Genomic DNA, 21,385 nt, shown 5'->3' on the forward strand with positions numbered 1-21,385 from the left:
TGATCGACCTTTTATTTACGAGCTTCGCAAATTTCATTGTATTTGCGTTAGGAGCATCAATTGGTAGCTTCATCAATGTCGTTGTTTACCGCTTACCCGCTGGATTATCCATCGTTTCGCCGCCTTCGCGCTGTCCGCGTTGCTTGCATCGCCTAGGTAAAGGGGAAAATATTCCCGTTTTAGGCTGGATCATGTTAAGAGGGCGCTGTCGTCACTGTCGCGCGGCGATCGCACTCCGCTATCCGCTGGTAGAAGCCGCGACAGGCTTGATATTTTTACTGATTTTTTGGCGATTTGGTGTTTCGATTCAAACAATCGGATATTGGATATTTTGCGGTTGGCTATTGGCGCTGTCACTCATCGATCTCGATACAATGACGCTACCAGATCGCCTGACAAAATCTGGACTCGTTGTCGGTTTGCTCTTTGGTGTAGTCGCAGGTTTAATTGTACAAGCCCCTGTCGAGGGAACCGTGTATCAGTTGATGTCGCGAGTCGTTGGCGCGGTGTTGGGAATCTGGATATTTGATGCGATCGCGCTATTCGGTTCGCTGGCGCTAGGACAAGCAGCAATGGGCGCAGGAGACGCCAAATTAGCCGCAATGTTAGGCGCATGGTTAGGGTGGAAATATCTCTTGTTAGCGGGGTTTCTAGCGTGTGCTATTGGCGCGTTTATCGGTGGTGGGGCGATCGCTTTAGGTATCTTCTCTAGACGGCAAAAAATGCCCTTTGGTCCCTTTCTCGCGTTAGGCGCATTCATTACAATTTTTAGCGGCGACGCGATTCTCGCTGCCTATTTCCGGTTAATCTTTCCCACGATTTAGCGAGTAATTGCTTTCCAGTTCCATCCTGAGTCGTCGGTTCTGCTAAAATCTCCTTGTGTCATGGATTACGCTAAGAACTACGAGCAGGCGCTGGGAAGCCGAGTTAATGTGTCAATTGTTAACGGCGCACAACATTCCAGCGCGGATAGTTGATTTGGGAATAACGTCTTATTTTGGCAGTGGTAGCCCAGCCGCTGTCCAAGTCCACGCTCAAGATCAATGGGCAGCGCTACTTTTACTCAGTCCGATTGAAACTGAGGAGAATGAGCCATAGCGTACTGATAAAATATCGATAGCGATCGCACTATAGGTTAGGACGTTCGTCAGCAATTATCTCGGTTTTTACCTCTTACCCTCTACCTCTCGCCATACAATCCAAAACTAAAAATTATAGGAGTTTATTTCCAAGCGGCTCCCGACTTGATTAATATAAATATTGCTACTCAAAATATGGCACAGTTTAATGTCTCTGTTTGATTGGTTTGCAAATCGGCGAAAGTCTGGTCCTATTAGCCAGGAACGTCAAGAGCGTGACATTGCTGATGGGTTGTGGAGTAAATGTGTGGCTTGTGGAGTTTTGGCATATACCAAAGACCTGCGAGCCAATCAAATGGTTTGTCCAGAGTGTGGACATCATGTACGGGTAGATAGCAACGAACGCATCCGACAATTGATCGACGCGAATACCTGGCAACCACTCGATGAATCTATCAGTCCAACTGACCCGCTACAATTTCGCGATCGCAAAGCGTATAGCGATCGTCTTCGTGAAACGCAGGAAAAAACGGGGTTAATCGATGCTGTACAAACAGGTTTCGGGCAACTTGACAAATTTCCTGTTGCTTTGGCGGTGATGGACTTCCGGTTTATGGGCGGTAGTATGGGTTCGGTTGTCGGCGAAAAAATCACGCGCTTAATCGAACGCGCTACCCAAAAGCACTATCCCGTGATTATTGTGTGTGCATCAGGTGGCGCAAGAATGCAAGAGGGAATGCTCAGCCTTATGCAAATGGCAAAAATCTCAGCTGCGTTAGAATGCCATCGCGAAGCGCGACTCTTATACATCCCTATTTTGACAAATCCGACAACCGGCGGAGTCACCGCCAGCTTTGCGATGTTGGGAGACATCATCATCGCTGAACCCAAAGCAACGATCGGGTTTGCAGGTCGCCGCGTTATCGAACAAACGTTACGCGAAAAGTTACCAGAAGAGTTTCAAACCGCAGAAGATTTATTACAGCACGGCTTTGTCGATGCGATCGTGCCAAGAACTCAACTGAAAAAAACGCTAGCGCAGCTAATCGACCTACACCAACCGGTTGCCCCTACCCACCGTCAGATATTGCAACTAGAGACAATTGCTTTAACTGCCAGAGAGGGATGAGGAACGAGGATTAGTTTTAAGTTTTGAAGTGTGAAAAGTTTGTTAACTCAACACATACGGGTAAGGAATGCCTTACCCCTCATAACTCGTAACTTCCCTGACCTCTGACCTCTACATTGATCCCCAATCCTTATTAAAAGTAAACAAATTGCTCAGTGACATGATATTGATATTAGAGCAGCTTAATCTCTAACTGTCACTTAACAATCATTAATTATGGGTTTTGCAGATGTGTCCATTGCAGAATTAGCAGCGGACTACAACCTCACGGTAGAAGAAGTATTTTCTTTGTGCGAGCAACTGGGTATTGCTTACAAGTCCTCTAAGACTCGTCTGCCCTTAGAGGATGCCAAAGCAATTATCTCCCACGTTATGGAGAAGAATTCAGATTCTCAAACGGAGACTTCTACATGATATTGCGTTGGAACCTAATTGTATTAGTGTCGCGTATTTCCAGGTGCAAAGCCCATAATTGGCAAGCGCCATCACAACTCAAATGAAATGCGATCCAGGAAGAGATTAAGCTACCGCTATAAAGCTGTGTTGAGGTCGAAATTTTTAAGAGGAAACAATGTTTAAAAGATTGATCGGGCTTGCGGTGGCTACTATATTGCTGACATTCGGAGTGATTGTTGGCAATGCAGCCGCAGTGGAACTAAGCGAAGCTGTACGAACAGTACCGCTAAATGACCAAGGTGATACCACTGTGCTGAGCCTCAAACAAGTCCAAGAAGGGAAACGCTTATTTAACTTTGCTTGTGCGCAGTGTCATGCTGGAGGTGTCACCAAGACAAACCAAAACGTAGGGTTAGACCCCGAAACGCTTGCTTTAGCAACACCACCCCGCAACAATATTGAAGGGCTTGTCGATTATATGCACAACCCCACCACCTATGATGGTGAAGAAGAAATTGCGGAGTTACACCCAAGCACCAAGAGTGCGGATATTTACCCAGCAATGCGGAATCTTACCGAAGACGACTTAGTGGCGATCGCAGGTCATGTTCTGCTTCAGCCAAAAATTGTTGGCGATCGCTGGGGCGGCGGCAAGATTTACTACTAAAGTCTTGTCAAAAAGCGATGAGCTTATAGCAATTAGCTTTTAGCAAAACCCTGAATAGTTAACCAACTAAATCAAAGCTAAGAGCTAATTGCTTTTCTATTATTAAGACAGACTTAAATTGTGCCCGCGAGTATCTCCACTTCTAGCCACTCACCCAACCTTAATCGTGTTTCAATCTAAATAAATGTTAAGTACAAGCTGTGTGCGCCGTGTAATTATACTTTTGTCTATCATTGTCGTTCTATTCATACAGATTACCCCCCCAGCCTATGCCGCTGTTGACCCTTATCTCGCGCGCTATTTGCGTCTTAAAGAGCCAATTGCCCTAGAAGTTGACGAACAAGGCACAACCCGCGAGTTTTCCCTCGAAGAAATATCACAAGGCAAAGTGCTATTTGAAAATAACTGCTTAAACTGTCACGTAGGCGGCGCAACACTTCCAGATCCCCAAACCTCGCTAGCACTGAATAAGCTAAGCGGTGCCAACCCTCCCAGAGATAATGTGAATAATCTCGTCGCCTTTCTCCGACAACCAATGACCTACGATGGTTCGGAAGAAACGTACTGGTGTCGTCAAGTACCTGAATCGTGGATGACGCAAGAGGAAATAGAAAGCTTAGCTGCGTTTGTTCTGACAGCAGCACAAAAGGCTAAAGGCTGGGGTACAGAAAGCTTCTAACCAACTTTCTCTCATTTTTTTTGATAAGAAAAAATGTATCTATGACAACTTGTCGTACTTGGTGTTTGTTTTTATTTAAAATTAAATAGCGACATAAACCTCTTTGGAGAAAACTATGAAATCAATTGCTGCAACTTTGCGGCGCTTCGGTACAGTTGTATTAGCACTCGTACTCGTTGTCGGTAGCTTTGCGTTCTTTGCTCCTACAGCAGCAGCTGAAACTTATCAAGTTAAACTAGGTTCTGATAAAGGAATGTTAGTTTTCGATCCAGCAAAACTGACGATCAAGCCTGGTGACACAGTTGAATGGGTGAACAACAAAGTACCTCCCCACAACGTTGTCTTCGATGCAGCGAATAATCCTACTAAGAGTGCAGATTTAGCGAAAAATCTGTCTCACAAGCAGTTGCTGATGACACCAGGTCAACAAGTCAAAACTACCTTCCCAGAAGATGCACCCGCAGGCGACTACACTTATTACTGCGAACCTCACCGTGGTGCGGGTATGATTGGCAAAATCACTGTTGAAGGCTAATCCTACTCCTTGCGTGTTGCGTGGCATAAATTAACCTCGCACAAGACAACCCCTATTGATGCCTCAGGAGTCATAAAATCAACTCTTGGGGCATTTTGATTGTTGGATTGGATAGATGCCCTCACATCCCCCACTGGGCTATCGCTTACACGTAGTCGGCTCGTCTATCGTTTTTTTCGCCTCTAAATCCCCACTCGCGGGGGACTTTAAATGAATGTCTATAGCAGGGGTTAAAGTTAAACTTCCCTCAGGGAAATCATTATGGCTTCTATAATGTTCTAACTCTGTTGACTAGGTGGTAACGCCTCTACTCCTAGAATTGAAATTCTGTAATTTTGACGGTTATTGAAATACGCACGACGTAACACAACGCTTTACCTAAAACTACGGGCTGGAATCAGTTCATTAAAGTCACTGCTAGTATTTCACAAATTGCGTGTACACAAGTCACTCACAAGAACGAACTGGCGTGGATTTAGGGGCAGAGGGTGGTAAAGTTATACTGTTTCACTAAATGAGAACTGCAATTAATTTCTCCTCTGCTTCCTCTGCACCCTTTAAGTCATGCTCCCACACCAGATGATTGCTAAATCCATCCACTAGTTAGAAGATATAAGTTAAAAAATTGGTTATTGTGAGTGCCAGTTTCGCACAACAAATCGCATGGTTCCTATTCGAGATAATAATCCCACGTCAATTACGCCTTATGTTACCTATGGGCTAATTGCGGCTAATGTTCTTGCTTTCTTGTACGAAGCGAGTTTACCACCACAGCAACTTGATGCTTTTTTCCATTTAGCGGCGATCGTCCCGCGCGAACTATCTGCTAGCTTTGCCGGAATTCCGGTAAATCAACCTGTACCAGAGTGGGCGACTTTAATCACATCGCAATTCCTCCACGGTGGGCTTTTGCATTTGGGAGGAAATATGCTGTTTTTGTGGATTTTTGGCAATAATGTCGAAGACCGTTTGGGACATTTTAAATTTTTGTTCTTCTACCTCGCTTGTGGCGTTTTAGCGGGATTGGCGCAGTGGGTCTTCTCGCAAGGTTCGTCAATTCCTTCTTTGGGTGCGAGTGGCGCGATCGCTGGCGTGATGGGTGCATACATCATCCGCTTCCCCACGGCTGAGGTGTTAACGCTCATTCCTTTAGGATTTTACTTTCCAGCAGTGCGACTTCCCGCGTTTTACTTTCTTGGTTTTTGGTTTCTCCAGCAAGCTGCGTATGGTGTCGCAAGTTTAGAAACTCGTACCAATATTGGTATGGAAAGCGGCGGTATTGCCTACTGGGCGCACGCTGGTGGTTTCGTATTCGGCGCGATTTTAGGTCCACTCTTAGGTTTATTTAAAGACGATTCGCAGCAAGAATATCTCTAAGGACAGAATGTAAAGGGAAAACATTTTCCTTTTACTTCTGCATCAAAATTTTGCAAAAAAATATGTAAGATAGCTTGAAAACTTAGTCCTGATTACAGTTCATTTCAAGAAAAAACACGTTGATAACTACCTCAAGATTGCATCGCCAGCAAATTAATTACAAAATGGCATTGCAAATAACAAAGCATGGAGCTTTTAGCTATTATGAATAACTAGTGGTGGTAAAGCGGCAGACGATACATTAGCATTTGTATTTGACGAATAGGAAACAAATCTGTGGTACCACTGCGAGATAATAACCCAACATCGATCACTCCCTACGTAACTTATGCGCTGGTTGGCGCGAATATATTTATTTTCTTATATCAAATTACGCTGGCACCGCAAGAACTACAAGCATTTTTCAATCGCGCAGCAGTTGTGCCATGTCAACTATCAGCGACCTGTCCTGTTCCTGTGAATCAAGGCATTCCCGAATGGTTGACTTTAGTCACATCACAATTTTTGCACGGTGGTCTGCTGCATTTAGGCGGCAATATGCTATTTTTGTGGGTTTTTGGTAACAATATTGAAGACCGCTTGGGTCATATCAAATTTCTTATTTTCTACCTTAGTTGTGGTGTTTTAGCTGCCTTAGCGCAGTGGTATTTTTCACAAAATTCTAGCGTGCCGATGGTAGGTGCGAGTGGTGCGATCGCTGGAGTCATGGGCGCGTATATTCTCCGCTATCCTAAAGCTCAAGTATTAACTTTAATTCCTATTGGGTTTTTCATCACGACATTCCGCATTCCTGCGTATTTCTTTTTAGGATTTTGGTTTGTTCAACAAGCATTTTACGGTTTAGCTAGCTTACCTGCACGCACTAACATAGGAATGGAAGGCGGCGGTGTTGCCTACTGGGCGCACGCTGGTGGTTTCGTATTCGGAGCAATTTTAGGTCCGATGTTGGGTTTAATGCGGCGCGATTAACGCAATGCGTATGCTAGGAGGGATAAGGCAAGCCTTATCCCTGTTAACCAATCACAACAGAAATTATTCGCAATTGCATTCAGATAACACGATCAAATGAACGCCAATCGCACAAAGGAAATTGCCAGCATTGTCGAAAAACGCCGTCCTTTAGCCGATAAAATCGCGACAACAGCAGCAAATTTAGAAACGCTTTCGCAAACACTACAAAATCTCGAAGCGCATCGCCAAGATATTCTCGCGCAAGTAGATGATGTCAATAGCTGGGGACGTTTGCAAGAAATTGATTTAGCGTCGATACAGAATAACATTGCCGTAGAATTACGAGCGCTAGCGCGACTTCAGCAACGTTTCGCACGTAATACACTCAATATTGGCGTAGTAGGGCGCGCCCGCCAAGGGAAAAGTCGATTACTGCAAAGTTTAACAGGACTCACCGCCGCCGAAATTCCTGATGGCGATCGCCAACATTGTACAGGGGTACGCAGTACAATTCATCACAATCAGAATAGCGATATTTACGGCGAAGTGTGGTTTCATTCAGAGCGATCGTTTTTGGACGAAGTCATCGCGCCTTATTACGAACAGCTACGTTTAGGCGCTAAACCGATTACACTAACTGAGTTTACGAGTAAACCGCTACCACCTTTACCGCGCGAACTTCCTGGATATGCTGAACCTGGCGCGATGTACGAACATTTAGGAAGGTATCACGCCAATATCGACAAGTACCGTCACTTGCTGCGATCGCCTTCGCCCCGTAGAATACCCAAAGAAGAAATTCGCGAATACGTTGCGCAAGATACCATTGATGGTCAGCGCGTATTTTTCAATTATCTCGCAGTTCGTGAAGTAAAAATCGTCTGTCACTTTCCGCACGCGGATGTTGGACAAATTGCCTTAGTTGATATGCCAGGATTAGGCGATACCGGCGTTGGTGATGCGGAAAGACTCGTCAAAACGCTGGGAAACGATGTCGATGTCGTGTTATTTGTGCGAATGCCCAAATCCTCCGGCGACTACTGGGCGGATGTTGATGTCCGGTTGTATGATACTGCACGCGCGGCATTAGTTGACTTACCGCTCGAATTGTGGTCGTTTATGGTGCTCAATCGCACTGCTGGTGACTCGAAAAACGGCGATAACTTTAACAACTGCAAAGACTTAGCCGACACGCTAGCCGAAAAACACATTAAGGTAGTTGATTGTGTCATTGCAAATTGTGCCGATTCTGCGGCTGCAAATCAAGTTTTAGATCAAATTCTCGACTATCTGACAACGCATATTACAACTTTAGATCAGAAGTATGCGACATCTTGCCAAGAGCGAGTGATGCAACTTCAAAACACAGTAGACATAGAATTAGAAAAAGCAAATAAAGCTTTAGCACTAGCGGTAGGTGAGAATTGGTTTCCTTTATTTGTTGAGTTGTTTGAGCAGTTGTGGAATGAATTAACAAGTGGTTTAGAAGCACTGCTACGACATCTGAAAGCGCAACGCAACGAACAAAATAGCGATTTTAAACAACAAGTCGCCACAGCAATTGCGGCGTGTCGTCAGGATACCCGAATTCCGAGTATCGAGCAAATTGAAAAACGACGCGATCGCACAGGTGGCTATCCGAATGCTTACTACCAGTACTTGCACGAAATTCGCGCGCATCTATCGCAGCATTTTTTAGCTTTGGATGTTGGTTTACAGCGATCGCTAACGCGGGTAAAGTCACAAGTTGCTGATGTGTTAATTCATCAAGCGCGGTTAGGTGGTATAACTTCTGCAACAGGTGTGGGATTTCTACAAGAAATTGCGCAGCGGCTACCCGAAACTTTACCGACATTGAAACTAGGATTTGAAATCTTAGCAGAGTTTGAGATTTCTTATCGCGGATTGATTCAACATCGAATTCGCCAGCATTTAGATGGGTTAACTCCTGATGAAACAACGTTACAACTTTCTAAATCGCCTTCGGCTAAAGAAATTTTATCTAACTTAAAAACTCTTCATGCAGAAGCGGTGTATGGCTGCGAGACGGCGTTAGAAGACTTACTCAGCGAACCAAGTTTAGCTGCGTTTGCGATCGTTGAAGAATTTGTCGATCGCATTCTCCGCGCGGAAGGTGCAAAATCAGAATGGCGGATCTTTTTGGAAGAAGCAAGGGCGGAAGTTTGGCAAGCAGAATTTATGGCTTTAGGCGATCGCACGCGACTGCGGCGTGAATGGTTTGATGCGATCGCGCGCGCTACGGCGGCAAATCGATCGAATACGATGCAATTTTTGGGTTAGAGTTGGGGCGATAACGAACTACATTGGCGTAGCCTTCCCACAGGTAGGTGCAAAGGATACAAAGAAAAGAGATTGAGAGAGGTTTTGCGTAAGTTTTAATGTTGGGAATATTAAGGAGTGAATGCATTTGAATAGGTGTAGGGTACATAGAGGAAAGATAAGGGTTGATGCACGAAATTAAAATTACGATGTTGGGTCCTAGTGGGGTGGGTAAAACGACTTTACTGACTGCAATTTATGAGCAATTTGAAAGTAATATTGGTAAAACGAATTTACAGCTTACTCCTGATGAAGAAAGTTCGGCGATTCTGCAAGAAAGGTTAGTGGAACTGAAGACTTTACTTGACGATTTTGAAGCGACTGGGGGAATTCAAGGAACTGAAGGCGAACCGGAAGAGTTGCGATCGTTTATCTTTGGTTTAGGGCAAAAAGGTCAAAAGCCTTCTTTACAATTACATTTTCAAGATTATCCTGGTGGATATCATGCGGCAAAAGCAACCCCAGAAAAACGGCAATTTGTCAAGAGTTTACTGACTGATTGTGTCGCGGTTCTCATTGCAATTGATGCACCTGCGTTGATGGAACAAAATGGTAAATGGCATGAATTTATTAATCGCCCGCAGCAAATGACAGATTTATTCAAAACGGCGTATCAAGATTTAGATTCACCGCGATTAGTCATATTTGCGCCAGTAAAATGTGAAAAATATCTCCAAAGCGAAGCATCAGCCAAAGAACTTTTGCAACGCGTCAAAGAAGGATATAGCAAACTTATTGACTTATTTAACTCAGCCAATCTACTTCCTAAAGTTGCTGCGGTTGTCACTCCAGTACAAACAGTCGGTAGCGTTGTTTTTTCAAGAATTGATACGAACAATACTGCACCCCATTTTCGCTTCCGTAAAATTAGCCATGATGCCGTCTATAATCCGCAAAATAGCGAACAACCATTAAGATACTTGTTGCGGTTTATCTTAAAGTTGCATATCGATACGCGATCGCGTAGTTGGGGACTATTCAGTTTCCTCCGCGACTGGCTAGGAAGAGATTATCACCTTAAGCAAGCTGTGAGCCAATTTGCCAGTGAATGTAAAACAAACAATGGCTTCGCCCTACTTCAAGGAGAAGAACTATTAAAAATTAGTTAAAACCTCTAAAATCTCTCCCTATCTCTTTCCTTCGCGACCTCTGAGCCTCTATGGTTTGTTTTACAAAATCCTATTTATATTATTAGATATTATGAACTATGAATATCTACATCCAAAGTCGCGGTGTTGCTCCAGACGATGATTATTGCTGGCAACCCGAAGTCCCGAATATTCTCAAAAAAAATCACATTAATGACTTAATTCAAAGCGAATCACCGTCAGTAATTTTAGCGCGTTTTGATAGCACCCTCCTCCTACTCATCACTAGCTTAGAATCAAGCGAAAGAAAAGATTTTCAAGGACGCACAATCCGAAATTCTGTTGCTTGGGTAGGAGAAGATACAGAAGTAAATGAAAAAAAGTTACGCGCGATCGCATCGTGTGCTTTACGCGATGAACTGCGAGAAAATTTAAGAGCAGAAATTGACAATGCTGTTACTTTTGGTAGTAACAACGGTTTTCAAGTCAACTTCGACGCACTAAGTGATTTAGCAATTGAAGAAGTTATTAACGTACACAACTTTCCCGCCAATTTAGATAAAAAACTTGGCAAAAATTCAAAACAGCAACGCGATGAACTAGCCTACGAACTCGAACAACACAATTTACCAAAAGAAAATGCACCCTTACTCGTTGTCACAGGTATTAAATCCGAATCAACTTTAATTGCAGCCGGAGTTTGGCGAGGATTATCTAATCTTGTGCAAACAGGAGGATGGAAAGAACCTTATAAAAAAAGTTCCACGTCCGAAAAAACAATTACGAGCAGTCACTCGAAAAATCAGAAAAACGATAACTTAGTTTTACTCATTTTATTACTCGCAGGCATCGCGATCGCTATCCTACTTATACTTCTAATTGCCGAAACCAACCTCCAGCTACAACCGGAAATGAAACTTACCCCTCAATCAAAAATGTAATCAATAGCATCAATCACAAACGCCCTCCGACTGAAGTCGGGGGCTACTCAAACAAAGTGTACGAAGGTACACTTCAATGCTAACTTTGCGTCTAGTTAGATTTGTTCACTCTTTATAGGCGCATATCTAACCAACCAACGATGTAACCCCAACACGACAACCGCAAGCGGTATCATCAATACAGGAATAATTTCTAACCCAGCCCGATCCGCAATCCAACCAATAAGTGTTGGAATCGTCGCTGCACCCAAACTGGCGACGCTAGTAATAAACCCAATCGCAGCTGGCACCATATTAGAAGAAACGCGCTGTGGCATCAACCAGATTGTTGCGGGAAAAATTGGGGCAAGTGCAAAACCAATGACAGGTAAACTGAATAACTGATTTGGCAACAACCACCAAGCAATTAAACCAATCGTCAGCAACGCGATCGCTAAATCCATTGTGCGAATTGCACCCCAACGCGCGACAAAACGCCCCATAATCAAGCGTCCAATTGTTAGCCCTAACCAATACGCAGTAACGCTGTAACCCGCAACGACTTCGGGTGTTTTGCGACTTAAACTTTGAACACTATAAGCCCAGTTACCGAAAGAGGCTTCTGTACCAACATAAACAAGTAATAAGATCCCTGCGACTAAGACGGCGGGTGTTCTTAATGCTAGTTTAAGACTTGTTCTCGCATCGGTATCTTGCGCAATAACGCGCTTAGCCATCGGCTGATAGTTAGAGACAACCGCCCACAACATCCCAATCACAGTAACTCCAACAATTGCAGCGATGTGCAAATAGATGCGTCGCCAGTTCATTCCGAAAGCGAGAAGTGTTGTCGCTAACGCAGGACCAAGTAATGCACCAATACCATAGAATGCGTGTAACAAGCCCATGATATTTGCGTTACGCTGATTGGCAATGTAGGTGTTGAGTCCAGCATCAATGAGTCCAATTCCCAACCCTAAAAACGTTCCCGCCGCAACCATAATATGCCAACGCGGAGCGATCGCATAAATGACTAACGCACTCGTTAGCGTCAGCGACGCCATCAACAACATCCGCGCCAATCCGATGCGGCTAGCTAGCAAACTACTAGAAAATGCCGCAACCATGTAACCGCTGACTTGACTGAGAAATAAAAATGTTACCGTCGCTGGCGTAAGATTATAAGCAGTCAAGATTGAGGGTAATAAGACTCCGAGTCCTCCCTCTGCAATCCCAATTGCAATAAAAGCGTAAAATGCAAGCGCAATACCGATCCACCCTGGAGCACGCATAAAATTTTAAATTCAACTTGTAACCCTGACAGGATAACAGGAGACACAACTCAGGTAGTGAGCGGTATTTGCTGCTGACACAAAGTGCAATTTTCTGGGGACATTGCATCCATACCTTGAAGTGAAATTAAGACTTCGGTACGACAAGATAAATCAATATTAAATAGTCCTTTAGTTGCAACGAGTCCAACACCTACAGGTTCAGCATTGGCTTGACGCGCGATCGCTAGCAATTGTTTTGCAGTCCCTCCGGTTGTCGTGATGTCATCGACGACTAAAACCTGCGCCCCAACAGGAAAAGCAAAACCTTCAATTAAATTATAAGTACCAGCTTTCTCGCGGGCGATCGCAACTTCTACTCCTAAATGCTTCGCGACTTCAAAAGCTAAAATACTTCCAGCTTCGTTTGCACCCAAAACATAATCAATGTTCTCATTCGCAAAACGGCGACCGATTTCTGCAAAAATAATCTCAGCAGCTTGGGGATAGCGTAGCAGTTTGATGCAACGAAAAAATCGAGACGCATGAAGTCCACTCGCCAACTGAAAATGTCCGGTTTGCAGTGCTTCTGTCTTTTCAATAAGTTCGGCGATCGCTTGTTCTGACATTGGTAAAAGGTGAGAATAACAAGACGCTTAGCGACTGAAGTCGCAGCTAAAAAACTAAGTCCACCTCCGTGGACTTATCAAATCAGAGTTGTATAATCTGAGTCCAAGCTCCTCTGCACCCCTGCTCCTCTGCTTATTATGCATTGTACCTGCAACGAGTTGACCAGATTTGAAGACAGCTAATCGTGTTGCTTGATGGAGAATTGCTTCAGAAATTGAGTAAGCATCGAAGACAACTAGATCTGCTGAATTTCCTACATTGATTCCGTAAGGCAACCGTAACATCTTGGCTGCATTATTAGAAATTGTTTGCCATAGTCGTTCCAAATCTCGATTTGCCATATATCCTGTCAACTGTGCTAGCAACAATAAAGCTTTAAGTAAATCTGCATCGCCATAACGCACAAACGGATCGCGCAAGTTATCTGTTCCACAAACAACATTGACTCCTGCTTCGAGAAGTTCAGCAACTCGCGTTAACTTAATTCGTGTTGGTAGCACGGTGACTGAAATTTCAGCGTTTTTCACCAGTTCAATCGCAGCTTGGGCTTGACTTTTGGAAACATACGCCAGTGAAGCAATATGTGAAACCGCAACTCGCCCTTGATAATTATGCTCAATTGTTTTCTGCGCGACATACGGTAGTGTAAATGCTTCCACGCCATCCCAGTTATCAAGATGCAAATCGAGATCGCAGTCGTAGCGCAGTGCTAAATCAAATAACGCATCAACTTGCGCTTCTGGATTTGATGACCATAAACCTTGATTGACATTACCGCCAATTACTTTAATACCACGTTGTAGCGCTTGTTCAACGTATGACGATGCACCCGATTCTAGTGTGTCTGGAACCGCAAACCATCCCTCTTGCGGAAAAGCAACTAACTGGATATCGATTTGATGCGTAAGCGATCGCTGCACATTTAATAATCCTTCTACCGCCCTTAATTCTACAAAAGCATCAGCTTCCACATTCGTGCGAATTGCTGTTGTTCCTGCTGCTATACTCAACTGCAAAGCTTGCGAGGCGCGTTGTTCAACATCTGCAACTGTAAAGTTTGACTTTAACTGTCGTACAGCTTGAATTGCTGAGGCTAGTCCGTTTTGAGCAAAAACATCGCCTACAGACTCGGCGGTTAATGCTTTATCAAGGTGCGTGTGTGCATCAACTAAACCCGCAGTTAAGACTTTACCATCGAGATTCCACACTGTTTGAGCATTGAGAAAATCGCCTTCGATAACTGTCGCAATCTTACCCTCTGCTACACCAATACACCATCGCCCTGCACGATCTGCCAAAGTCGCATTCGTCAACGCATAATCTAGATTCACGCTGAGATCCTCAAATTGTCCGTTGTTCTTTAGGCGGCAAAAAGCTACCATTAAACACGTCTTCGGGTGTGGGAACCTCAGCAAACCCAAAGCCTTCAGCAACTTGTTCTAGCGTTTTTTGCAATCGCGCGCGATCGACACCACCCAAACCATTTTGCTCGACTTCGGGACTAACATAGAGCGAATCCAACGCAATTTGCAGGCGATCGCGTTCTTGTGCTTGATCCATCAAACCATCTTGGCTCAGTTGCAACACCGCAGCTAAACTCTCATCAGGATTTCTAATTGTGTCTTGTAAGCCGCGCAGATACGCACCAACAAATGCCCTCACTAATTCTGGATTTTGCTGCGCAAAAGATTCGCGCACAATCAATGCATTACCGTAAAGATCCAAACCATGATCCGCATAAAGAAAAGTATTGAGGCGATCAGGACCGTAACCTAGTTTCTTTAACGGTGGTAAACTCGAACTGATGTAGCAAGAAATCGCGTCAAATTCGCCTTTAATAAAAAGTGCTTCGCGTAGTTTGGGTTCAACGTTATTCCAAGTTACCGAATCAGCATTTACTCCCGTTGCTTTCGCAAAAATTGGCCAAAGTCGCCGCGCTGCATCACCTGCGGGGGCTGCTAATCGTTTACCTTCAAGTTGTTTCGGCGAGGCAATGCCAGTATTATCGAGTGCAACGATCGCGGCGGGAGAGCGATTAAACTTGATCGCAACGGCAACTAACTTATCATTGGGGTTCTTTTGGTTAAACTCCACCATTGAGTATAAATCGCCTTCGCCAATGTCATAAACGCCGCTCGCTATTTTATTAATTGAATCCGCTGAACCATAACCACGTTCAAATTTGACGGCAATTCCTTTTTCGGCAAAGTATCCTTTTTGAATAGCTGTTGCGAGTGGTGCATCAACCGCTTGCAGTAACCAAGATAAGGTAAAGCTTACCTCGCGTAACTCGCGATTTGTGTTATTGACTGCTGTTTGTGCTGTAGCTGAAGGCTGAGACGTTGTTTGCGTGGCACAGCTACCAAGATATACGGCTGATCCGGCAACTAACGCAAGTGCAATAAATTTTGTCCAAATCTTCGGCATGATTGTCTTGCTCATAGTGTTTAGAATTCAACTAAAGGAAATCTTTCAACGCGATCGCAGCAATGATTTGAAACGAAGCTACATAAAGATATCAATGAATTTATCGTTCACAACCGTGACTAGAAACAATCGATCATATATGATATATAAAACCTGGATGTTCACAATTTAACTGTAAGCATCGCTACAAAAACTGCGCACAAAGGAGCGAACCTTGACCGCAAAGCTACAATTTCCAACCATCACAGGACTTTCACGCACGACGCAAGCGAGTGTTACAGATTATTTACGAAAAGCAATTCTTTCGGGAGAGTTACCTGCGGGTACTCGTCTTGTGCAAGCAGAATTATCGCAAGTACTTAATGTGAGTGTTACTCCGATCCGCGAAGCACTCCGCGAACTGAGTACGCAAGGTTTAGTTGACTTAGATGCCTTTCGCGGTGCTGTAGTGCACGCGCCAACGCTGGCAGAATTAGAAGAAATCTTTGAGATTCGTAGGGCGTTACTGCCATTAAGTATTCAAAGAGGAGTATATGCTATTACCGAGCAAGAACTTCAGCAAGCAGAATTGCTATTAGCGCAAATGGAAGTTGAAAGCGATCGCCCCCGCTGGGTAGAACTAAATCGCCAATTTCACGATTTGCTGTATCAAGCAGACCGCAGTTTGCATTTAAAAACTTTACTACAACGCCTATCAGATATTGCAGCGATTTATATCAATTTATCTTTTGCCGAAAGACCATTACAAAAAGAATCAGCCGAGAAAGAACACCGCGAACTTTTAGAAGCATATCGTAGTAAAGATGCGGCGCGGGCGATAAATATATCTCTCAATCACATCAATTCAACGTTAGAAGCCGCACGAAAAGTTTTACAAAGTCATCAATAAATACATTATGAACACTTCGACTTCGCAACAGTGGATTGATGTTGGCGTCTTTCGCTTACCAATGTCTGCACCAGAAGATGTGAGTAGCTTACAACATCTTTTAGAAACACAGCAAATTCAAGCCGCAGATATTGTAGCGATTATTGCCCAAACCGAAGGTACAGGATACGCACGCGGTTATGCATCTTTGTGTCTGCAACTATTGCTGTCGCAGTATCTGCAAATTTCTGTGGAAGATGTTTTCCATCGCATTCCGATGATGATGATTGGGTTATGTGGTGGCTTGATGAGTCCGCACTATACGATATTTACACGCAAAGCAGTTGCTGCACCTTCCACACCTCCTCAAGAAAAACGATTAGCTGTAGGAATAGCAGATACTCGCGTGTTGCTACCTGAAGAATACGGTACCATGACGCAAGTCGAGTTAGTAGCCGAAGCCGTAGAAGCCGCGATCGCCCAAGCCGGAATAAGTTCATTAGACGACGTTCATTGCGTTGAAATCAAGTGTCCTGCGATGACTTTAGCGCGGCTGCAAGATGCTGAAAAGCGTAGGGTGAAGGTTGTGAATACTAATCTCAATCAAGCAAGTTCGATGGCAAAGGGTGCGTGTGCGTTGGGTATCGGTTTGGCTTTAAAAGAAATACCTCAAGAAAAACTAGACGATCGCGCGATTAACTCAAATCACGCACTCTACACAAATCGCGGTTCGGTTTCTGCTGGCGGAGAACAATCGGCGTGTCGCGTTTTAGTGATGGGTAACTCAGCGTTTTCCGCGAGTCGCTATCGCATCGGAAGTGGAGTCATGCAGAATCAGTTGGATACAACTGGGGTATATGCAGCATTGAAATCCGCAGGGTTAAATTGTCAGATTCCGCTAACAACAGATCAACAAAACAAGATTACGCAAGTCTTTGTAAACTGTGGTGCAGATGCAGTCACTGCGGTGGGCGATCGCCGTCATACAATGCACAGTGATTTTCTAGCAGGCTATGCCGGAATTATGGCAAAAGCGGTAGCAAATGCGATTGTTGCTTCGGTAGTTGGCGATACGATGATTCTGGCGTCGGCGGGGAACGAACATCAAGGTGCGCGAGGTAGTAATTTGGTGGCGGCGATCGTTGATGCAGGAACAACGCAGTAATTTAATTATGGTGCGGCGATCGTTGATGCAGGGGCAAGGCACTGCCTTACCCCTTAAATTAATACAGTTGACAAGGAAGCAAAAATATGTATTTGCGTCAAACGCGCGAGTTGACTCATCAAGGGGCGATGGTGGTATTGCAAGGGGCGATCGCCAAAGCTGAAGAAATGGGCGTACCGCAGTGTATTGCCATTGTGGATACTGGGGGAAATTTATTAGCGTTTGTGCGGATGGATGGCGCGAAGATTTTGAGTCAAATTTCGGCAACGCAAAAAGCTGTGACGGCGGTTTCTTCGCGAGTACCGACAGGGGGAGTTGCACAAGATGTCGAAATCAAACTGGCATTGGCAACAGCGGGACAGTTAACGAATCTAAAAGGTGGAGTTCCCATTACAATTGATGACCAAGTTGTTGGGGCGATCGGTGTGGGTTCGGGCACTGGACAACAAGATGTCGAAGTCGCTTTAGCTGGTATCGCTGCGTTACAGGCGCTCATGCAATAGTTATGAAAGTAGAAGTTTACAAAATTCCGCAAAATAGTCCTGATGACTTATCGCAACTCGATGCTTTGATTCATAGCGGTAAGATCGATCCTCATAAAATTGTGGCAATTCTCGGTAAAACCGAGGGTAACGGTTGTGTTAATGACTTTACACGCGGGTTCGCGATCCAAACGTTGAAAACATATCTACGCGAGAAAGCGAATCTTGAAGTTGCACAACGAATTATTTATGTCATGTCGGGTGGTACGGAAGGAGTTTTGAGTCCGCACCTGAATATTTTTACACGAGACGAGCAAGAAGGAGTGCAACGCTGGGGATTAGCGATTGGAATTAGCCGGACGCGGGACTTTTTACCAACCGAGATTGGTACGCTGGCAATGGTCGAGGAAGTGGCAGCAGGAGTAGAAGCGGCGATCGCCGATGCGAAGTTAGATAAATCAGATGTTCATTTTGTGCAAATTAAATGCCCGTTGATCGTTTCTACGCAACAGGTAAAAGCAAGTAACAGCTATCAATCGATGGCGTATTCGCGCGGGACGTCTGCATTAGGTGTGGCTGTGGCGATGGGGGAGATTAATCTTGAGCAAATAACAGCAACGGATATTTGTGCAAACTATGCGTTGTATTCTCAAGTCGCTTCAACTTCAGCAGGGGTGGAGTTGCATAACTGTGAAATTATCGTATTGGGTAACTCTCACCAATCAACAAGTAACTTTGTCATAGGACATAGTGTGATGCAACACGCGTTGGATCGCGAGGCAATTTGTCAAGCAGTGCGCAGTACAAACCAACCGCTAGAACGTGTTGTCAATATCTTTGCCAAAGCCGAGGCTGATCCTTCGGGATTTATTTTAGGACGCCGACACACGATGCTAGATGATTCGGATATCAATCATACACGCATGGCAAGAGCCGTTGTTGCGGCTGTTGCGGCTTCTGTCGTGCAAGACCCTATGGTGTATGTTTCCGGTGGTAGCGAACATCAAGGTCCGCCAGGCGGTGGTCCTGTCGCAGCGATCGCCTACTTGTGAATAATGACTTCAAACAATTTTGTCTGGATCGACACCAAGTCGTTTTAATTCTGCGGCTAAGCGATCGGCGCGTTGTGCTTCTTGCTGTGCCTGTGCTTGTGCTGTTCGCACCATCTCCTCATCCGTTGGTAGTAGTACTCCGTCAATTGTTGACCACCGCAACCAAACTGCTTCTACTCCCTTAAATTGACCTTGCCAGCGTACGAGTGCCAATCCTAAATGTTGACTGATGAAGCGTCCTTGTTCATCGAGTGACAATGGCGTATAAATTCCTTTTTGTAACCCAAATCCAGCAAACTCCTCTGGGTCAAAAGGATCGTACCAAACATATTCGGGGACGCGCAGTTGATTTTGACAGATCAGTTTCTTTGTCGTTTTGTCTTGTTCGGCGGTACTTTCTGATAAGAGTTCAATCACCATATCAGGTCCTTTGCCTTCTTCCCAAACAACCCAACTTTTACGTTCCCGTACTGGTACATCTAGGACGACAAAAACATCAGGACCGCGATAATCTTGGTTACGGACTTGGTTCGGGCTGAAATAAACAAACATACTGCCGCCCACATAGCCTCCACCTTCACGTTGTGTCACCCACGGATAAAGCGAATCTACTAGCAAATCCATTTGCATTTTGTGCCGTTGAGTTTCCATCGGAATGCCGTCATCAGAGGGTAAGATGTCTTGCGCTGGTGAAAAGGCTAGTTTCGTTTGATACATGGCAATAACCTCCAACAAAAAAAGTATAAGAACTTCCGTGGTTACAAGATAATCCTAAGTCAGAGTTCTAACTTGTGCGTTGCTTATAGAAAACGGTTGCAATTGTGGCAGAAACGGCAACACAGGTAGTGTTTCAATACTCTGTGGTTTACCCTGTTCTGTGTTTATTTGCTTGATATACAGGCGTACAACTGACAGTACGCTTTTCCTGTTTTTAAATTAATTTCACATTATGTTAGTTACCAAGCAACCTGTCTTACGGCGCTTTTGGTATTCTGAGGTTAGGGTTAAAAGCTTGCTGGGGTAGCGGTTGACATCGGAGCGACCTGGTATTGTTTGCGTCGTAAATTAGCGGCTTTACTCAAAGCACACGGCGAAGTAGAACAACGGCGATGAAGAACAAAATCAAGGTGACAAATGCTGTATATGGTGATTGAATACTTCAATGCAGGCGCGGCGGCTGCTATCCATCGTCGCGATCGCGGTCGTCAATTACCACCAGGGCTTGAATATGTAGATAGTTGGGTCGATCTCAATTACTTCAGATGCTTTCAACTCATGCGTACTGACGATCCATCATTATTTGATACCTGGATTCAAGCTTGGTGCGATCTTGGTCATTTTGAGATTATCCCCGTACGTACTTCAGCAGAAGCCGCCCAGCATATTGCCGATCAGCTTTAGCAAATAAATGATTCAGATACGCGACCAGGCAAACTTGAATGAATTAATACAGTGTTTGAGTCATGGATAAATCAAAGATAACGACAAGTTAGGCAAGAATAGAAAGCTGATACGCTTGATAAATTTCAAAATTTTGGAGTTCAACTGCATTATTATTAGAGCATTATGTAATTAAATGATTAGCTAGATTCAGATTATCGGTTGAAGTGCCGTTGCGAGGTTGCTTGGCGGGGCAATGTAGAAACAAAGCTTAATTCTTATAGAGAATAGGCAAAACTGCACTACTCTTGCCTAGCAACGTCAATGAGTAGTTACGATGAAGATTGTTCAAGAGATTTCTCTGATAAGCGTTGGAGGTTTTGAAGAATCAGGCGATTGGTCTATTGTTCGGGCTGAAATTCGTGAGGCTATTTCCCTCATTGTTCATCCTCCTGGTGCATCAAACTTTACCATTAACCCAACGAAACATGGTAATGGCGTCAAGCCGATTAAAGAAGCTGGCATGATTGCTTTGAAGGATAGGTTTGGATGGAGGCTAGAAACTTCAATTAACTACGCAACTCGATCTCCAGGAAAGGTAGACGCAACCAAAGTTCTTGACAGCTATCTTTTTGCTCTTGAGTGGGAAACGGGAAATATATCCTCAAGCCATCGAGCCATCAACAAGATGGTTCTTGGATTGTTACGAGGTGTTTTTCTAGGTGCTGTTTTAGTACTTCCAAGTAGAAAACTTTATCCTTATCTAACTGATCGGATTGGCAACTATGAAGAACTAGAGCCATATTTTGATGTTTGGCGGGCAGTTCGGCTCCAAGAGGGGTTTCTCGCAATTTTTGTGATTGAACACGATCAAGTAGATAGCAATGTACCAACGATTACTAAAGGAACTGATGGTCGTGCATTGGTCTAAATTTTAAACAAAAGTAAG

At 44.4% G+C, this 21,385-nt stretch carries 23 protein-coding genes; 18 read left to right on the forward strand and 5 right to left on the reverse strand.

Going from position 1 to position 21,385, the window contains the following annotated elements; translation table 11 throughout:
- Positions 1-2: 2 nt before the first annotated feature.
- From GLO7428_RS13035 to GLO7428_RS13090, 12 genes are all read left to right on the forward strand, one after another.
- A complete protein-coding gene (locus GLO7428_RS13035; RefSeq protein ID WP_041919141.1) occupies positions 3-824 on the forward strand; it encodes an A24 family peptidase in 822 nt (273 codons plus the stop codon).
- Positions 825-879: 55 nt separating this feature from the next.
- A complete protein-coding gene (locus GLO7428_RS13040) occupies positions 880-1,098 on the forward strand; it encodes a putative signal transducing protein (protein ID WP_015189020.1) in 219 nt (72 codons plus the stop codon).
- Between the two features lie 189 nt (positions 1,099-1,287).
- A complete protein-coding gene (gene accD, locus GLO7428_RS13045; RefSeq protein WP_015189021.1) occupies positions 1,288-2,208 on the forward strand; it encodes an acetyl-CoA carboxylase, carboxyltransferase subunit beta in 921 nt (306 codons plus the stop codon).
- Between the two features lie 216 nt (positions 2,209-2,424).
- Positions 2,425-2,622: a hypothetical protein gene (locus tag GLO7428_RS13050; RefSeq protein ID WP_015189022.1), complete on the forward strand. Its 198-nt coding sequence runs from the start codon at positions 2,425-2,427 to the stop codon at positions 2,620-2,622.
- A gap of 157 nt (positions 2,623-2,779) precedes the next feature.
- Positions 2,780-3,271, forward strand: a complete 492-nt coding sequence (gene psbV, locus GLO7428_RS13055) for a photosystem II cytochrome c-550 (protein ID WP_015189023.1) — start codon at positions 2,780-2,782, stop codon at positions 3,269-3,271.
- A 223-nt stretch (positions 3,272-3,494) separates the two neighbouring features.
- Positions 3,495-3,950: a photosystem II cytochrome PsbV2 gene (gene psbV2 / locus GLO7428_RS13060; RefSeq protein ID WP_231295486.1), complete on the forward strand. Its 456-nt coding sequence runs from the start codon at positions 3,495-3,497 to the stop codon at positions 3,948-3,950.
- Positions 3,951-4,065: 115 nt separating this feature from the next.
- On the forward strand, positions 4,066-4,485 hold the full coding sequence (gene petE / locus GLO7428_RS13065) for a plastocyanin (RefSeq protein WP_015189025.1): 420 nt from the start codon (positions 4,066-4,068) through the stop codon (positions 4,483-4,485).
- Positions 4,486-5,148: 663 nt separating this feature from the next.
- On the forward strand, positions 5,149-5,862 hold the full coding sequence (locus GLO7428_RS13070; protein ID WP_015189026.1) for a rhomboid family intramembrane serine protease: 714 nt from the start codon (positions 5,149-5,151) through the stop codon (positions 5,860-5,862).
- A gap of 276 nt (positions 5,863-6,138) precedes the next feature.
- The gene (locus GLO7428_RS13075; RefSeq protein WP_015189027.1) at positions 6,139-6,831 is read left to right on the forward strand and encodes a rhomboid family intramembrane serine protease; all 693 of its coding nucleotides are present in this window, start codon (positions 6,139-6,141) and stop codon (positions 6,829-6,831) included.
- Between the two features lie 96 nt (positions 6,832-6,927).
- A complete protein-coding gene (locus tag GLO7428_RS13080) occupies positions 6,928-9,114 on the forward strand; it encodes a hypothetical protein (protein ID WP_015189028.1) in 2,187 nt (728 codons plus the stop codon).
- 167 nt (positions 9,115-9,281) lie between these two features.
- Positions 9,282-10,262 (forward strand): Rab family GTPase, encoded by a 981-nt coding sequence (locus GLO7428_RS13085; RefSeq protein ID WP_015189029.1) that lies wholly within the window; start codon positions 9,282-9,284, stop codon positions 10,260-10,262.
- 98 nt (positions 10,263-10,360) lie between these two features.
- Positions 10,361-11,182: a hypothetical protein gene (locus GLO7428_RS13090; RefSeq protein WP_015189030.1), complete on the forward strand. Its 822-nt coding sequence runs from the start codon at positions 10,361-10,363 to the stop codon at positions 11,180-11,182.
- Positions 11,183-11,277: 95 nt separating this feature from the next.
- Here GLO7428_RS13090 and GLO7428_RS13095 read toward each other — a convergent pair whose 3' ends face one another.
- The 4 genes from GLO7428_RS13095 to GLO7428_RS13110 are packed head-to-tail and all read right to left on the reverse strand — an operon-like array spanning position 11,278 to position 15,504.
- Positions 11,278-12,453 carry a sugar MFS transporter gene (locus tag GLO7428_RS13095; RefSeq protein WP_015189031.1) on the reverse strand — a complete coding sequence of 392 codons (1,176 nt, stop codon included), beginning with the start codon at positions 12,451-12,453 and terminating at the stop codon, positions 11,278-11,280.
- Positions 12,454-12,503: 50 nt separating this feature from the next.
- On the reverse strand, positions 12,504-13,061 hold the full coding sequence (locus GLO7428_RS13100) for an orotate phosphoribosyltransferase (protein ID WP_015189032.1): 558 nt from the start codon (positions 13,059-13,061) through the stop codon (positions 12,504-12,506).
- Between the two features lie 54 nt (positions 13,062-13,115).
- Positions 13,116-14,393: an amidohydrolase family protein gene (locus tag GLO7428_RS13105; RefSeq protein ID WP_015189033.1), complete on the reverse strand. Its 1,278-nt coding sequence runs from the start codon at positions 14,391-14,393 to the stop codon at positions 13,116-13,118.
- Positions 14,394-14,403: 10 nt separating this feature from the next.
- On the reverse strand, positions 14,404-15,504 hold the full coding sequence (locus GLO7428_RS13110) for an ABC transporter substrate-binding protein (protein WP_196797363.1): 1,101 nt from the start codon (positions 15,502-15,504) through the stop codon (positions 14,404-14,406).
- A gap of 199 nt (positions 15,505-15,703) precedes the next feature.
- Between GLO7428_RS13110 and GLO7428_RS13115 the strand changes: the two genes are divergently transcribed.
- The 4 genes from GLO7428_RS13115 to GLO7428_RS13130 all read left to right on the forward strand — a co-directional run bounded on the left by GLO7428_RS13115 (position 15,704) and on the right by GLO7428_RS13130 (position 19,056).
- A complete protein-coding gene (locus GLO7428_RS13115; protein WP_015189035.1) occupies positions 15,704-16,378 on the forward strand; it encodes a GntR family transcriptional regulator in 675 nt (224 codons plus the stop codon).
- A gap of 7 nt (positions 16,379-16,385) precedes the next feature.
- Positions 16,386-17,522 carry a ring-opening amidohydrolase gene (locus GLO7428_RS13120; RefSeq protein WP_015189036.1) on the forward strand — a complete coding sequence of 379 codons (1,137 nt, stop codon included), beginning with the start codon at positions 16,386-16,388 and terminating at the stop codon, positions 17,520-17,522.
- 86 nt (positions 17,523-17,608) lie between these two features.
- Positions 17,609-18,025, forward strand: coding sequence for a heme-binding protein (locus tag GLO7428_RS13125; protein WP_015189037.1), 417 nt, complete (start codon positions 17,609-17,611; stop codon positions 18,023-18,025).
- A 2-nt stretch (positions 18,026-18,027) separates the two neighbouring features.
- On the forward strand, positions 18,028-19,056 hold the full coding sequence (locus tag GLO7428_RS13130; RefSeq protein WP_015189038.1) for a ring-opening amidohydrolase: 1,029 nt from the start codon (positions 18,028-18,030) through the stop codon (positions 19,054-19,056).
- A gap of 9 nt (positions 19,057-19,065) precedes the next feature.
- On the opposite strand, the gene GLO7428_RS13135 is transcribed toward GLO7428_RS13130, so the two are convergent.
- Positions 19,066-19,773 carry a Uma2 family endonuclease gene (locus GLO7428_RS13135; protein ID WP_015189039.1) on the reverse strand — a complete coding sequence of 236 codons (708 nt, stop codon included), beginning with the start codon at positions 19,771-19,773 and terminating at the stop codon, positions 19,066-19,068.
- Between the two features lie 426 nt (positions 19,774-20,199).
- Between GLO7428_RS13135 and GLO7428_RS13140 the strand changes: the two genes are divergently transcribed.
- Both GLO7428_RS13140 and GLO7428_RS13145 read left to right on the forward strand, forming a co-directional pair.
- A complete protein-coding gene (locus GLO7428_RS13140; RefSeq protein WP_196797364.1) occupies positions 20,200-20,457 on the forward strand; it encodes a DUF3303 domain-containing protein in 258 nt (85 codons plus the stop codon).
- Positions 20,458-20,773: 316 nt separating this feature from the next.
- A complete protein-coding gene (locus GLO7428_RS13145) occupies positions 20,774-21,367 on the forward strand; it encodes a restriction endonuclease BamHI (RefSeq protein WP_015189041.1) in 594 nt (197 codons plus the stop codon).
- The last annotated feature ends 18 nt before the right edge of the window (positions 21,368-21,385 follow it).

It is taken from the genome of Gloeocapsa sp. PCC 7428, from assembly GCF_000317555.1.
GTDB lineage: Bacteria > Cyanobacteriota > Cyanobacteriia > Cyanobacteriales > Chroococcidiopsidaceae > Chroogloeocystis.